Origin of the sequence: Neobacillus vireti, from assembly GCF_001026695.1 — a bacterium.
GTDB lineage: Bacteria > Bacillota > Bacilli > Bacillales > Cytobacillaceae > Neobacillus > Neobacillus vireti.
In genome coordinates, this window is sequence record NZ_LDNB01000015.1 from 169,735 (window position 1) to 184,377 (window position 14,643).

General features: G+C 39.5%; 14 protein-coding genes. 4 read left to right on the top strand and 10 right to left on the bottom strand.

Annotation, left to right across the window (positions count from 1 at the left end; translation table 11 throughout):
• Positions 1-35 precede the first annotated feature (35 nt).
• A complete protein-coding gene (locus tag AA980_RS20020; RefSeq protein ID WP_024026695.1) occupies positions 36-1,109 on the bottom strand; it encodes a M42 family metallopeptidase in 1,074 nt (357 codons plus the stop codon).
• Between the two features lie 179 nt (positions 1,110-1,288).
• Between AA980_RS20020 and AA980_RS20025 the strand changes: the two genes are divergently transcribed.
• Positions 1,289-1,618, top strand: coding sequence for a PepSY domain-containing protein (locus AA980_RS20025; protein ID WP_024026696.1), 330 nt, complete (start codon positions 1,289-1,291; stop codon positions 1,616-1,618).
• 105 nt (positions 1,619-1,723) lie between these two features.
• On the opposite strand, the gene AA980_RS20030 is transcribed toward AA980_RS20025, so the two are convergent.
• Positions 1,724-2,566: a YtnP family quorum-quenching lactonase gene (locus tag AA980_RS20030; RefSeq protein ID WP_024026697.1), complete on the bottom strand. Its 843-nt coding sequence runs from the start codon at positions 2,564-2,566 to the stop codon at positions 1,724-1,726.
• 90 nt (positions 2,567-2,656) lie between these two features.
• Positions 2,657-3,298 carry a tRNA (guanosine(46)-N7)-methyltransferase TrmB gene (gene trmB / locus AA980_RS20035; protein WP_024026698.1) on the bottom strand — a complete coding sequence of 214 codons (642 nt, stop codon included), beginning with the start codon at positions 3,296-3,298 and terminating at the stop codon, positions 2,657-2,659.
• Between the two features lie 164 nt (positions 3,299-3,462).
• Here trmB and AA980_RS20040 point away from each other — a divergent pair, with 164 nt between their 5' ends.
• Positions 3,463-3,741 (top strand): YtzH-like family protein, encoded by a 279-nt coding sequence (locus AA980_RS20040; RefSeq protein WP_024026699.1) that lies wholly within the window; start codon positions 3,463-3,465, stop codon positions 3,739-3,741.
• Here the strand turns inward: AA980_RS20040 and AA980_RS20045 are convergent.
• The 6 genes from AA980_RS20045 to pepV form a co-directional block, all read right to left on the bottom strand.
• Complete coding sequence (locus AA980_RS20045; protein WP_024026700.1) at positions 3,738-4,511, bottom strand: phosphotransferase family protein; 774 nt, start codon at positions 4,509-4,511, stop codon at positions 3,738-3,740. The genes AA980_RS20040 and AA980_RS20045 overlap by 4 nt on opposite strands.
• 218 nt (positions 4,512-4,729) lie before the next feature.
• The gene (gene pulA, locus AA980_RS20050) at positions 4,730-6,856 is read right to left on the bottom strand and encodes a type I pullulanase (RefSeq protein ID WP_024026701.1); all 2,127 of its coding nucleotides are present in this window, start codon (positions 6,854-6,856) and stop codon (positions 4,730-4,732) included.
• Positions 6,843-7,829 carry a diacylglycerol/lipid kinase family protein gene (locus AA980_RS20055; protein WP_024026702.1) on the bottom strand — a complete coding sequence of 329 codons (987 nt, stop codon included), beginning with the start codon at positions 7,827-7,829 and terminating at the stop codon, positions 6,843-6,845. Before AA980_RS20055 ends, pulA begins: the two co-directional genes overlap by 14 nt.
• A 26-nt stretch (positions 7,830-7,855) precedes the next feature.
• The gene (gene thpR, locus AA980_RS20060) at positions 7,856-8,425 is read right to left on the bottom strand and encodes an RNA 2',3'-cyclic phosphodiesterase (RefSeq protein WP_024026703.1); all 570 of its coding nucleotides are present in this window, start codon (positions 8,423-8,425) and stop codon (positions 7,856-7,858) included.
• Between the two features lie 117 nt (positions 8,426-8,542).
• A complete protein-coding gene (gene dat, locus AA980_RS20065) occupies positions 8,543-9,400 on the bottom strand; it encodes a D-amino-acid transaminase (protein ID WP_024026704.1) in 858 nt (285 codons plus the stop codon).
• Positions 9,401-9,424: 24 nt separating this feature from the next.
• Positions 9,425-10,846: a dipeptidase PepV gene (gene pepV / locus AA980_RS20070; protein ID WP_024026705.1), complete on the bottom strand. Its 1,422-nt coding sequence runs from the start codon at positions 10,844-10,846 to the stop codon at positions 9,425-9,427.
• A gap of 453 nt (positions 10,847-11,299) precedes the next feature.
• Between pepV and AA980_RS20075 the strand changes: the two genes are divergently transcribed.
• Positions 11,300-11,521 (top strand): DeoR family transcriptional regulator, encoded by a 222-nt coding sequence (locus AA980_RS20075; protein WP_024026706.1) that lies wholly within the window; start codon positions 11,300-11,302, stop codon positions 11,519-11,521.
• A gap of 186 nt (positions 11,522-11,707) precedes the next feature.
• Complete coding sequence (locus AA980_RS20080) at positions 11,708-13,063, top strand: amino acid permease (RefSeq protein WP_024026707.1); 1,356 nt, start codon at positions 11,708-11,710, stop codon at positions 13,061-13,063.
• A 165-nt stretch (positions 13,064-13,228) separates the two neighbouring features.
• On the opposite strand, the gene AA980_RS20085 is transcribed toward AA980_RS20080, so the two are convergent.
• Positions 13,229-14,251, bottom strand: a complete 1,023-nt coding sequence (locus AA980_RS20085; RefSeq protein WP_024026708.1) for a nuclease-related domain-containing protein — start codon at positions 14,249-14,251, stop codon at positions 13,229-13,231.
• Positions 14,252-14,643: the final 392 nt, after the last annotated feature.

Below are 14,643 nucleotides of genomic sequence, written 5' to 3' on the forward strand. Positions count from 1 at the left end.
ATTAAAAGGAGGCATTTTAAATGCCCCCTAACATATTAGCTGTTTGATTTAATGGTATCCACCGTTGTTTGGTCGCAAGCTTTGACAAGTTTAACGACTAGTTCTTTTGCGGCTGCGTAGTCATCAATATGAACGATGGAAGCATGGGTATGAATATAACGCGAACAAATACCGATGACAGCACTTGGAACACCCTCATTCGATAAATGAACGCGGCCTGCATCTGTTCCGCCTTGTGAAACAAAATATTGATAAGGAATATTGTTTGATTCTGCTGTATCGAGGACAAACTCACGCATACCACGATGGGTCACCATCGACCTGTCAAGGATGCGAAGTAATGTCCCTTTTCCTAATTGACCAAATTCATTTTTGTCTCCACTCATATCATTGGCCGGACTTGCATCAAGGGCAAAAAAGATATCAGGATTAATCATATTGGCCGCCGTCTGCGCACCGCGTAATCCTACTTCCTCCTGAACAGTCGCCCCGGAATAAAGGATATTTGGCAATGTCTCATCTTTTAATTCCTGAAGCAACTCAATTGCTAAACCACAGCCGTATCGGTTATCCCAAGCTTTAGCTAAAATTTTCTTCGGATTTGCCATCGGTGTAAATGGACAAATCGGCAAAATAGCCTGACCAGGCTTGATTCCAATCCGTTCCGCATCCTCCCGATTATCAGCACCAATATCAATAAGCATATTTTTGATTTCCATTGGTTTGTTCTTCTTCGATTCGTCTAATAGATGTGGTGGAATCGAGCCAACGACACCAATAACCGGGCCATTTTTGGTCATTACTTGGACACGTTGTGCTAGAAGAACCTGGCTCCACCAACCGCCAAGCGTTTGAAAACGAAGCATGCCATTGTCCGTAATGGCTGTCACCATGAATCCCACTTCATCCATATGTCCAGCAACCATAACGGTCGGTCCAGATCCATTTCCTTTTTTTACACCGAAAATGCTGCCTAATTTATCTTGGATAATTTCATCAGAATATTGAGAAAGTTGTTCCCTCATAAAATTTCTTACTAAATGCTCATTTCCGGGTGCACCGGGCAGCTCTGTTAACGTTTGAAAAAGCTTTAAGGTTTGTTCGTTCATTATGCGGCTCCTTCTAATCTTGAATTTATGTATACTGTTTATTTTACAGAAATTTTTGACCGCTTACCATTATTTCATTTCATTTTTAGTAATATTACCTACTTCTTTATAAATACGATATACTAAAGATAAGAATGGTAAATGTAATCTTTTCCAATTTTATATTTGGGGGTTTTCAAATGAACTGGAAGTCGTTTATCTTGGGTGCAGCAGCTGGTATTATTGGCGGGTATGCTGCTCATGAAGTCCTAAATAACAAGTTAAAGGTTTCACCTGAAAAGGTATTAGAGCAGGTTAAGAAACAATTTAAACAGAATGGACCTATTAGTGGTTCATGGATACATATGGAAGAAGAGCCGTATGAAAAACACCAAATTCACTATAAAGTTTACAAGGGCGGCATTTCGAAAAATAACAACGGCTCGAATGAACAATTTGAATTCATCGCTGATGCCCAGACTGGAACCCTTTTGGATATACGCCCTTTATCAGATGAACTAATATCATAGTCACGAAAATAGCCGTATCTTTAAAATGATACGGCTATTTTTTGTAGTTTAGAAAATATTAATAATCGCTCCTGTCCATACGCCGCGCAACATAAACTTCCGCTTTTATCTTTCCCGCTTAATGCTCTCTGTTATTTGTTTACCATCAGAGTCCCATTTAACGGCCCGGTAAAAGGCATCATGATAAAAAGTAAACCAGGCATTTTTCCCCAATCCATATGGCAGCCACTTTTCCTTTGCCGCGATTGAATCCATCGGGTAATCATCATAGGCCATCACCCATAAAACATTCTGGTGGGCATGCGTTGCCATCAAGTCTGCCATGTGGATGGACATTTCTCCACCGTCTTCAATAACCAAGATTGAATGTCCATCACTATGCCCGCCGGTATGAATCATCGTGATGGCCCCTAAATTCCACTTCTCCTTAAAAGGGATTACCTGTGATTCAATTGCTTCCCAGTTTTCTTTCCAGTATGTATTTTTTGAACGAATATTAGGATTGCGCATTTCGTCCCATTCCACTTGTGATGCAATAATTTTTGCATTTGGGAAGGTTGATACATATTGTCCCTCTTCAAGTTTTGTCAGACCACCGGCATGATCAAAATGCAAATGAGTCATAAGGACATAGTCAATTTCTTCCACACTCAAGCCTAATGTTTCTAACGAATCTTCAAGCTCTGATTCCCTAGCAACACCGAAATTTCTTAATTGTTTTTCAGTTAATTTCCCTTTTCCTAGTCCAGATTCGACTAATATATTCTTTCCATCCATCTGAATTAAAATTGGATCTGTAGGCAATTCGATTTGATTTTTTTCATTACAAGGGTATTTTTTCGACCATAACCCTTTCGGAACGACCCCAAACATCGCGCCGCCGTCTAGGTTTGTTACCCCTCCTGATAACCATGTCAGTGAAACATTCCCAATCTGTAAGGTCTCCATCATCCAACCTCCTCTTTTCCCCCATTTTACCATTAGCTGATTATTTAGAAAACAAAAAAGGACAGTCCTGGTAAAGAACTGTCCATCCAATTAATTCTGATATTTAACTTCACAGCGATAAATCCGATTCCCTTTTTCGGAGAATTTCTCTTCGTACTCTGTCATGATGTTTCCTTGATAATCACTTTTATGAAAATCAAGGCTTACATACTTTAACAATAATCCATACTCGGAAAAGCTCATAAGGGAGTATTCAAATAAACCCTGATTATCGGTTTTAAAATGAATTTCGCCTTTGTCGACCAAAATATCCTCATAAAGCTTTAAGAAATCTTTGTACGTTAATCTTCTTTTTTCATGACGGACTTTTGGCCATGGATCAGAAAAATTCAAATAAACTCTGTCAACGTCATTCTTAGCAAAATATTTCTCTAAATCAGCTGCATTAACATTTAACAGTCTGAGATTCGGTAAATCAGCTTCAATTAAACGGTCTAACGCCGCAACGATGACACTATCATACAATTCAATCCCGATATAATTAATGCCTGGATTCGCTTTGGCCATTTCGGTGACAAATTGGCCTTTTCCCGTTCCGACTTCAATATGAAGCGGCTGCTCGTTGCCAAATACTTCATGCCATTTTCCCCTGTACATTTCGGGATTTGCGACAATATATTGTGGATGCTGCTCTATTTTATCCTTTGCCCAAGGCTTATTCCTCAGTCTCATTTATGACACTCCTAAAAAAATTATCGTTCAAACCATATCACTAAAAACTGTTCCCATGCAAGTAATTCTTGCTGGAAAGTAAAGTGACGTATAAACAAAAAAAAGAATTCACATCCTAACTGTGAATTCTTTTTTAAATTCCCACGTTGAAAGGGCGTGTTTTCATGCCGTTAAGTCATGATGACCAGGTTACTTTATTAAAAGATATTTTAAACAACCACCAGGCCGATTGCTGTGGATCTGTAGCAGAATGCGAACAAATAGAAAGACTTGTAAAATCACTGATGGTCAACACTCAAGTTGATGAAAATGTCAAAAACATTTTACAGGAGGTTTATCAGTACAGCCAGCACGGTGCGCAGACTGCTGATTTAGATCAGCATATTTCATCTAACCAAGATAATCTATCGCAATGGGTAAACAACATTGATCAGTTTAGTTAAAGAATATCGCCCAAAAACTTTATCCATTTGTTCATTTCTTCCAGGCGGTTTTTACTCTTATACCATTGAATCGAAGTTAAGGTTTGCAGTGCAACATACCATTTCATTCGTAACCTTAAATGATCGGTAAAGCTTTTTCCGTACATGTTTAGCCAATCTTGCCAGTTTTCTTCAGGGATATACCAATAAAGCAGTAATCCTAAGTCAACTGCAGGGTCGGCAATCATCGCCCCATCCCAATCAATCAAGTACAACTGGTTGTCTTCCGCAAGCAGCCAGTTGTTATGGTTCACATCGCCGTGGCAAACGACTTTTTCCTCACAATAAACATTTTTAGCTTCCTTTTTTAAAAAGTTCATCGCCTTTTGCACTTCCATCAAAGAAAGCACTTGTTCATCCAACTCATTTACCACAGCTTGAAAAAAAGTCTCCGGAAGCAATGGGGACGTTTCTAACCGGCTAAGCATCCCAAGCATTGGGTCTGAGCAGTGAATTTTCTTTAATAACCTAGCTACAGCCTCATGATTCATCTCATTAGGTTTTAATTCACGGCCTTCTAACCATTGTTGTGCCGAGATAACATCCCCGTTTTCCAAGCGTTTCGTCCAAACAAGCTTTGGGACGATTCCCTCTGCCGAAAGAACAGCAAGGAAGGGAGATGAATTCCGCTTTAAAAAAAGCCTTTGATCCTCATAGCTTGCATAAAAGGCCTCTCCCGTTGCGCCCCCAGCAGGGATTATCTCCCATTCTTGTCCTAATATATGTTCCAAAATTGTTCACCTTCAATTTATGCCGTTCTAACGAGCTTCGCTGCCCATCTTATCCAGAGGTAACGTCTATGCTGCCGAAGGTTTAATTTTACCACATTCAAATCAACAGCTTGGACTTTTTTAAAAATAAAAAAAAGCTATTGAAACCATTCCATACAATAGCCATCTTATTAAATTTTATCTCCAATTGCCTTTTTTCGTCAAGTCATCTTGGAAAACTATTTTTTTAGCAAAACATTAAGTGATACAGAATCTATCGTGAGTTCTTCCTTTACAGTGGCGGCTTTGGACGAAATCCCCGCATAATCGTGATCAGCCAAAATGGACCAATCTCCCTCAGGAAGGGAAACAGTTTGCTGTTTAAGAGAGGGATTTATCAACAAAATCAACTCATTAGAGTCCTTGTTTAGTAAGCAGCCTAAAAGCGGTGGAGCTGTTGATAATGGTTGAATCTGGCTGCGGATTTCCCCAGCAGTTCTCATTCGGAAACATGAAAATGATTTTCGAATTTGAATCAGCCCTTTAAGATAATTTACATTTTCAATAAACTCCGATTTTCGGTCCCAATCTAGTTGATTAATCTCGTTAGAGGAGCGATAGCTATTTCCATCACCTTGTTTTGTTCGGAAAAACTCTTGCCCGCTATGAAGAAAAGGAATTCCTTGAGACAATAGGACAATCCCTGTAGCAAGGCGGTGATATTTCATGCGCGTTAAGTCATTTGCATCTGGCAGGCAAGAGAGAAGTTTATCCCATAGTGTATGATTATCATGACATTCAATATAATTTACTGATTGATAGGGTTCGTTAAAAAGCCGGTTTTCATGCTTTTTAAAACCTATACTACCTGTAATGACCTCGAGTGCCGTTTCAATGTGATGTTCATTCCCTAAGGCAAACCCTTTATCAAACAAATTGAAGGTGCTGCCTTTAATCGTATCGCGAAATTTGTCATTGAACATGGCTACTCGGGGTATTTTCGCATGATTGGCTATCATTGCTTTTTGTTCTGGAGGAAGGGGGGTATTCAAGTTCCAGCCCTCGCCTAGAAGGATTGTTCCCTGACGTAAACTCTCACATACCTCCGATATAGTCGTTACATCCAATATCCCCATTAAATCAAACCGAAAGCCATCAATACCATATTCCTCCTGCCAATAGCGAAGCGAATCAACGATAAATTTCCTAACCATTTTCCGTTCGGAAGCAATATCATTTCCGACTCCTGTTCCGTTAGAAGGCAATCCCATCTCATTATGGCGAAAATAATAGCCAGGTACTATGCTTTCAAATGAGGAAGTTTCACGAATGTAGACATGATTATAAACTGCGTCCATTATAACGCGAAGACCGCTCTGATGAATTTTTTCAATTAATTGTTTTAACTCAATAATTCTTGCATATGGATTTAAGGGGTCTGTGGAAAAGCTGCCTTCAGGAGCATTGAAGTGAAGCGGATTATATCCCCAATTATAGGATTTATTTCGTTCTTGTTCATCGATACCAGCAAAATCATTAAAAGGAAGAAATTCAATATGGGTTATACCTAAATCTTTTACATAGGATAACCCGGTTTTCCCTCCGCCTTTTCCCTTCGTGTTCAGCTCTCCGGCTCCTAGGTAAAGTCCTTTATCGATGATTCCGCTATTTTCATGGATGGTAAAGTCTCTGATGTGGGTTTCATAAATAATCATATCCACTGGACTTTCGATAGGCGGTAACACGGGTTTCGTTTTGCGGGTTTTCTCGAGTTTTACAATTACACCTTTCTCTCCATTAACCGTCACAGCCTTAGCATACGGGTCAACTGCCTCACGCCATTCCTGATTGACTTGAACGAGAAAACGATATTGAAAGGACTCTAGCTCACGGTAGATACCAACAGACCATACACCGAAGTCTTCCCGTTTCATCTTGATGATTTCTGAAAAATGACTGTTGGGCAGAAATAGTTTAAGTTTCACTTGAGTGGCTGTTGGCGCCCAAAGTTTAAAGCGGGTCAGATTCGCATCATAGGTCACACCCAGATCATTCCCCTCATAATAAAATAGATGATCAAATGACTCCGTTCGAATCACTGCACCTATTTGCAGGTCTGTTTTGCCCCCATGTTCATCCATTATCCAATATTGCTTACCAAATGAAATGTCAACTTCAAGCCGGCAAATATATTTTTGATTTTTTTCAATCTGGTTAATACTAAGGATTGACAACGGGCTCTTCCCGGAATGATCGATGAGATAAAATGAGGCTGACACCCCTTGATGATATGAAAGCGGAAGCAGTATCGTAATGATGGTCAGCTCATCCAAGTAGGCAAGGAAATTTCTGTCAGTAGCTATCATTCGCTCCCCTCTCTTTCAAATCAAGGTTTTCTTTCCGGCCTCTTCTCGTTAACACCTGCAATCCCTTTACCTGAATCTCTATGTTTAAGGGGGTATAGCCAATATGTTCCCCGTCTCCATGAACATACAACGGTGTCGCCGATTGGATGGAAACTACCCTTCCTTTAAATGTTTTTACTTCTTTAAAATGGATGTGTCTCCCCCAAAAAACACTAATGAACACAAGTAAGAGCTTCCATCTCGCTAACTGGTGGACAACGGTAATATCTAGCTGGCCATCATCCGGCTCGGCTCCTGGAGCTATCTTCATACCGCCGCCATAGTAGGGTTGATTGGAGACGGTTACAAACCATGTCTTTTCAAATATATGCTTTTGCCCATCAATTGATAAATCAATTGTGGCTGTCTTATAAGTAAATAATTCTTTTAACAGAAAATATACGTAAACCAGGCGGCCAAGGGATAGCTTATTTAACAAAGCCTTTATCCGAGAATGATTAACTTTATAAGCAATAACTGCATCAAATCCTGCCCCCATATTGTTAATAAAATAATGTTCCGATTGATCTTCGAGCGTCATTTTCCCGGCATCAATAAAAGCTGGTTCCTGCTTCATAAGCCTTAATAACACCTTTAAGGCTTCTAACGGGTCTGACGGAATCTGAAATCCCCGTGAAAAATCGTTGCCTGAACCGCCGGGAATAAATCCAAGTGTTATATTTTTATGCTTGATTATTCCATTCATGACCTCATGGATCGTGCCATCGCCGCCAACAGCAATAATGATTTTATCAGCTTCATTCTTGTTGTCGGCAATTTGATGGGCGAGTTTTTTTGCATGACCGGGAAATTCAGTGAAAAAGGCTAGATAGGAAATTTGTTCCATTTTTAGCCTTGCTTCAATTTTGTCCCAAATTTTCAAACAATGTCCGTTTTTCGCTTTTGGATTAATAATAAAGTAGATGTGCTTCATAAAACCAACCTTTATCTAAACATATTCTAAGCCTGTAAGTTGAATTGATTAATGACTTCATATTTTGGTGTTTGGTGAAGATGCGTTTGGTACAATACGACCTCATTTGCTTGAAATGGAAGAGGTGCAGGCTGAAGTTCTTGCCATACTTCCAGCCATTCCTTTTGAAAAGTAGTGGTTCCATTCCACTTGCGGGCAAGGGTAATATGAGGACGGAAGGGTCTTGTTTCCAGTTGAAATCCCGCCCTCACGCAGGCAGAAAACACCTTTTCCCTGATATTCTTCAGCTCAGCGCTTTCCTCGGTATCAGCCCAAAACACCCGCGGGGCATTCTCCATCCCGAAAAAACCAAGTTTGTTAATATTCAAAGTTAATGCTGCTGCCTCCTTAAGCGCCTCATTAACGTTTTTTTCTGCTGCAATACGTTTTTCATCTGCTGCAGCACCAAGAAAGGCCAATGTAATATGGAGGTCCTGATGGTGGACCCAACGGCTAAAAGGGATCTTTTCTTTTAATTGATTCAGATGATCCTTCATAATCAATTTCGTTTCTTCCGGAATTTTCACAGCAAAGAAAAAGTGGTTTCGCTGCTCCATATCATTCTCATTCCTTTACTTAATTTTAGTCTATGTTTCCCAAATTGTATCCATCTTAATGTAAAAAAGGGTGTCAGGCACCATGTGAATTTTTCACATGGTGCCTGACACCTAGTCTTATTTCAGTTTGCCGCATTGGTTTTCGATTTCTAGTTGGAATAGTTTTTGTAGTTTTTTTGTTACTGGGCCTGGTTGGCCTTCGGTTACTTTTTTATCGTCTATTTCCACAATCGGCATAACCTCTGAAGTGGTGCTGGAAAGGAACACTTCATCCGCATTTGCCAGCTCTTCAAGCGTGAAGGTCCGCTCTTCTACGGGGATATTATTTTCCAAGCACAATTCGAGAATCACGTCTTTAGTAATCCCTTTTAAAATAAGATTATTGGATTCATGCGTGATCACCACACCGTTTTTGACGATATAGATATTTGACGAGCTTCCTTCAGTCACATTTTCGCCGCGATGCTGGATAGCCTCAAAGCAGCCTGCTTCCGCTGCTTTTTGTTTGGCTAATAAATTGCCCAACAAATTTAAGCTTTTTATATCACAGCGAAGCCAGCGGATATCCTCTGTCAGAATCGCCGGCACACCCTTTTTCATGCTTTCATCAGGTCTTGCGAACTCCTTCGTATAAGCTGTTAGAACAGGAGCGACCTTCTCAATTGGAAAAGCATGATTACGAGGAGACACTCCTCTCGTAAGCTGCATATAAATAATCCCCAGCTGCAGATTGTTTTTCTCAATCAGCTCTTCTAGTAAAGCCAATAATTCCTCTGTTCTGTATGGGAGAGAAATACCGATACTGTCTGAACTCTTACCAAAACGCTCCAAATGTTCCGCGCCGGTAAACATTTTTCCGTTATAAACACGGATGACTTCATACACCCCGTCGCCAAATTGGTAACCACGGTCCTCGACATCCACTTTCGCTTCTGAACGATCAATAATGTTTCCGTTTAATATTGCAAATCCCATGCTCCCATTTCCCCTTTGAATTATTTATTCTGTTTTAGCTAATTCATAAATCGCTTGTGCATAAATAGCCGTAGCTTTCAGTAAATCTTCAATATACATATATTCGTCTTTTTGATGGGCGATATCAGGCCTTCCGGGAAATAACGGACCAAAAGCCACTCCAGCTTCCAGAGAACGAGCGTACGTTCCTCCGCCAATCGCAATAAGTTCTGCCTTTTCAGCTGTTTGCTCTTCATATACCTTTTTCAAGGTTTGAATCAGGAATTCTTTTTCATCGACGTGATGCGGTTTAGAATCAGAAAAGTTTTCAATCGCAAATCCTTCATCGAGTAAAAGCGCATCCAACTTCTCCTTCGTATCTTCCATTTTGTTTGTTACAGGATATCTGCAGGTCATTCCGATAATGCCGCCAGCTTCCTTAGAATAAGCAAGTTTTCCAGGGTTGATCGTTAATTCACCGGAAATTTCATCAGAATAAGCCACTCCCAGGTTTACACCTCTTGAATCGTTAAAGAAATAATGGGTTAAGAAGTGGAAATAATGAGCTGATTTTGCATCCAAACTGCGTTTAGAAAGAAATTCAGCTAAAAACAAACCTGCATTCTTGCCATTCCTCGGTTCCAACCCATGTGCCGAAACGCCTACTACTTCTAAAATTAATTTTCCATTTTCAGTTTGGTAACTATATTCCAGCTCATATTCTTTCATATGAGAGATAAATTGTTCGATCACTTCATTTTGGTTTGCCATAACCGAAATGACAGCTTTGGCGTGGTCTGGAACCATATTATATCTTTTTCCGGATACAAAGCTCTGGACTTCTAGATTTGCCTCAGCTGAATCCTTCACTGGCGCCTTCTGAACCATATCAAAATCAGCAATTCCTTTTTCTGCATTAATGATTGGAAAGTCAGCATCTGGGGCAAATCCTAACGACGGCATTTCTTCGTGCTTAAAATAATGATCGACACAACGCCATTTGCTTTCTTCGTCGGTGCCAATAATCATACGAACACGCTTCTTAAGCGGCAGACCAAGCTCTTTCACAATTTTCATTGCATAATACGCTGCCATTGTCGGCCCTTTGTCATCCAACGCACCGCGGGCAAAAATTTTTCCGTCACGAATTTCCGCTCCAAAAGGATCACTTGTCCAGCCATCGCCTTCTGGAACGACGTCCACATGGCAAAGGATTCCGAGCAGCTCCTTTCCTTCACCAAACTCAAGATGCCCCGCCAAGTTCCCGACGTTTTTCTGGGTAAACCCATCCTTTTCACCGAGCTCAAGCATAAAATCCAAAGCCTCTTTTACACCTTTCCCGAGCGGTGCATCATCCGTTGCATGTTGTTCATCCAAAAGACTTTTAATATGTAATAAATCCTGTGTGTCCTTAATTAGGGCCTCTTTTCGTTTTTCCACTTCACTTATCCAATTAACCTGTGTCAATTTTATTCCCCCCCTAACAAGATATTTATCCATCTTTAACAATATCATTATTGCAATTAGCTAAGCAATTTTTCTTGAACTTCTTAATAAAATTACAATTATGCAAAAATTAAAGAAATCTCTTTACTAAAAATTCAAACAATTTATCATAAAACAAACATTCAACACCATAACTTATAGTATGAGAATAATAAAAAAAGGAGATGAATCCACCTATTTTGTATAAGATTGTTAAGTTTATTTTAATTTCTTACTATAGTGGTAGAAATTTTTGAAAATTGTGGGTACAATATGATTAGAGGTAGACAATAAAGTACTCACTTCATTCCATCCAACAAAAAGGAGATGGCTGCGCGGAAAAGAAAACTACATATTCTTGAAGAGTATTCTTCAAAAAGGCTGTCGGTAGCAGGATTTTGCCATAGGTTTGAAAAAAGGATAGGGAGTGGTTCTTTGAAACCTTCGACTAACCGGATGTTAAACCGCATCAAATGTATCTACATGTTTATTCGCAATAACGGCACTGTCACGACCCAGGAACTTGTAGAGGAATTTGGTATCACTCCTCGCACCATACAACGAGATTTAAATGTCTTAGCCTATAATGACTTGGTCAAAAGCCCAAGCCGCGGAAAATGGACGACAACACAAAAGAAAGTGAAGATGTCCTCTTAAAACCTACTACAAAATCTGAATATAAACATAGAAATAGCACGCGAGCCAAACGCGTGCTATTTTGTATTTTTCAAAAAACTATTGTGAATCTCAATTCTAATTGACAGCCATTCAATTTATGCTATATTAGTATAAAAATACTTTAGCGCTTAAAAGCGTCTAAGTAAAATAGAGAGTTGGTTCATCATGGAAAATAAGCATCAGGAATTAAAAAAGGGATTATTGCCGCGGCATGTTCAGTTCATCGCTTTAGCAGGCATGATTGGAACAGGGATTTTTAAAGGGAGCTCTGACACGTTAAATATTGCCGGACCAAGTGTTGTCGTTGCCTATTTAATTGGCGGGCTTTTGCTATTTATTATTATGGCTGCCTTAGGGGAAATGGCCTTAGCCTTTCCAAATTTAAATGTGCAACATTTAGTAAACAAAGCATTTGGCTTCCAGGTTTCCTTTCTCGTCGGATGGCTTTACTGGATTAACTGGATTATCGTAACCGTCGTTGAACTATTAGCAGCGGGTAGCTTCCTGCAATTCTGGTTTCCTTCGATTCCGTTATGGCTACTTAGCTTTCTCTGCGCGGTTATTATCGTTGGCATCAATTTATTTCAAGTAAAATATTACGGGGAAATGGAATTTTGGTTTGCTGGGATTAAAATAATTGCCTTAGTTGCTTTTATCATTTTGGGCTGCATGCTGCTATTTGGTTTGATTCCTAGTACGGTACACGATCCATTTTCGAACTACACAGCACATGGCGGCTTCTTCCCACACGGATTCGCTGGAACGTTCAGCGCCTTTTTAGTAGTCATGTTTTCTTATGGCGGGGCAGAATTAATCGGGGTAGCTGTAACTGAGACAAAAGATGCGGAGCGCGTTTTGCCAACGATTATTAAAGGAGCTGTTTGGCGCGTTATCATTTTTTATATTTTACCAATTCTCATTATTTGTGGCATCATGCCTTGGGACCAGGTCACAGGTGCAGACAGTCCGTTTGTTCAGGTTTTCAGCAGCACCGGGTTGCCAGGAGCGGCCCATATTATGAACTTTGTCCTGTTGGCAGCAGTGCTTTCGGCCGCAAATTCCGGAATTTATGCAACATCACGAACGTTGTTTTCAATGGCACAAAGCGGTGTTGCACCTAAAAAGTTAGCAAAAGTATCCTCAAAGGGAATCCCGCTAACTGGGATTATCATCACGAGTGTCTGTATTTTAGCCGGCCTTTACTTAGCCTATCTGACACCAAGTGAGGTAATCGGCTATCTCATGACGATTCCAGGTTTTACCGTCATGTTCATTTGGATTAGTATTTGTGCCGCACAGTTGAAGCTGCGACCGCTATACAAAAACCAACCAGCTTTTAAAGTGAGATGGTTCCCATATACCACCATTTTCGCTATTCTATCTTTGAGCGTTATCTTTATTGGATTTTTGTTAAATTCAAATAACGTCATCGGTTCTTCGGTAAGCATTGTAACGATTGGCTTTTTAATCATCGTTTCGTTTTTTATTAAAAAAACTGTCGTTACTAAATTTACTGCGTAAGAAACAGCCAGCAAAATTTATTTTTTGCTGGCTGTTTGATTCGTCTAGGTCTGAATATTAGTTTGCCCTACTAAATAGGCAGTTTTTTTTGAAAGTAACAAGAAAATCCCAAATGGTAATTTAATTGTAACGCTATGTTTGATAAAAGTTTCTTTGGCAAACATGTTATACAAACGAAGTCGGCAATTTTCTCGACTTGGCACCGCGCTGTGGAATGTCCCATTGTTTTTCAGGCTGGTGATACACCCGGTTTTTAAACGTTCCTGAGTACGGCAAATTCATCGATTTTAGGATTTTATATCCTACATTAGGGGAGTCAATATGAAGAAATAGGCAGAGTTCCGCATTCGTTATCGTAGGTTTTACTAAAAGAAAATAATCCTTGACGGCTTGAATATGTGCTGTTTTGGAGATTGTTTTGCATTTTGAACAACACCATTTTCCTTTTATATAAACCATTGGTATGGTGTTGCATTCTGGGCATTGGCCGCCGGTAGGGATATCTTTTGGAGTTAAATTGAAGGCTTTAAGGATATCTGGGTTATCTGGAGTGTGGTTTGTTAAAAGAAGTCGTTTTATTTTTTTTAACTCTTTTTTGTCTAATTTATCGGTTTTATAATATTTTGCTATTTGTTCTATTTTCTCTAAAACATTTTCGCTGTTGCAAATGTGCTGAATAAGCTGTTCGTTTCTAGATTCCGTTTTTATGATTGTTTTTTCATTACTATTTACAAAAAAATAATGAATTGGAACCTCGGTACAATTGTGTTCCTGCAGCCAATGTCGCAGCTTTCTTGCCTGCAACTTTGCTTGTAAAACTGGGTTTTTTATTCTTTCTTCTGCACCGTTTTTTTTCCATTTGGTCTGATTAAAATCCTTTTCAAAAGATATTTCGCCAAACATATTTTTGACCTCAAGGACTACCGCAAAAGTTGAACATAGAAGAAGGATATCAATTTGGAAGTAGAATCCCCCGTATAATAAACGAAGTCCATGAAAAATAAGGTATTGAGTGTCAGGAAGCATACTTAAATGGAAGTCCAGCGATTTCTCTCCTCGGTATCCAGCCATTCTCCTTTTATATTCTGCTGCTGCCTCTGCCCATTTTGGATGAGAAGTAAATAATCTCCTGATAAGAGCCTCCAGCTTTTCCATTCTCGGTGTTAGACAAATTTCTTGAGCGATCAAAAACACCCACTCCTTTCTTATTTACACCATATTTCCGTTTTTATCTTTCATATTCCTGCAAAAATCGACATTAATTGTGACTGATTTATGAATTTTAGTTGCCCTTTTAGGATGGGGTCTACGTTATCCGTCGCATTGGATAATTTACCGAATTTATCCTTCTAAATTCAAGATTTATACGTCTATTTTGCTGATTTACCCGTCACTTTTCTCCTTTTACCCGTATACCCTTCCGATTCACCTCCTAGATAGACTAAAAGCCAGGCGATTAGCCTGGCACAGGTAATTTCCTTTATTATTTTGAGAAAGAAGTCTATTTTTTGAGTCAAGTCCTTGATTTTGTGTAAATTTGCTAAACAATGTTTTCAACCAAATTTTGTTATGTCAAATAT

Excerpts from the sequence above, each read along its gene's own strand:
- AA980_RS20020 (WP_024026695.1), bottom strand. The coding sequence starts at position 1,109 with ATGAACGAACAAACCTTAAAGCTTTTTCAAACGTTAACAGAGCTGCCC.
- AA980_RS20025 (WP_024026696.1), top strand. The coding sequence starts at position 1,289 with ATGAACTGGAAGTCGTTTATCTTGGGTGCAGCAGCTGGTATTATTGGC.
- AA980_RS20030 (WP_024026697.1), bottom strand. The coding sequence starts at position 2,566 with ATGGAGACCTTACAGATTGGGAATGTTTCACTGACATGGTTATCAGGA.
- trmB (WP_024026698.1), bottom strand. The coding sequence starts at position 3,298 with ATGAGACTGAGGAATAAGCCTTGGGCAAAGGATAAAATAGAGCAGCAT.
- AA980_RS20040 (WP_024026699.1), top strand. The coding sequence starts at position 3,463 with ATGCCGTTAAGTCATGATGACCAGGTTACTTTATTAAAAGATATTTTA.
- pulA (WP_024026701.1), bottom strand. The coding sequence starts at position 6,856 with ATGATAGCTACTGACAGAAATTTCCTTGCCTACTTGGATGAGCTGACC.
- AA980_RS20055 (WP_024026702.1), bottom strand. The coding sequence starts at position 7,829 with ATGAAGCACATCTACTTTATTATTAATCCAAAAGCGAAAAACGGACAT.
- thpR (WP_024026703.1), bottom strand. The coding sequence starts at position 8,425 with ATGGAGCAGCGAAACCACTTTTTCTTTGCTGTGAAAATTCCGGAAGAA.
- dat (WP_024026704.1), bottom strand. The coding sequence starts at position 9,400 with ATGGGATTTGCAATATTAAACGGAAACATTATTGATCGTTCAGAAGCG.
- AA980_RS20080 (WP_024026707.1), top strand. The coding sequence starts at position 11,708 with ATGGAAAATAAGCATCAGGAATTAAAAAAGGGATTATTGCCGCGGCAT.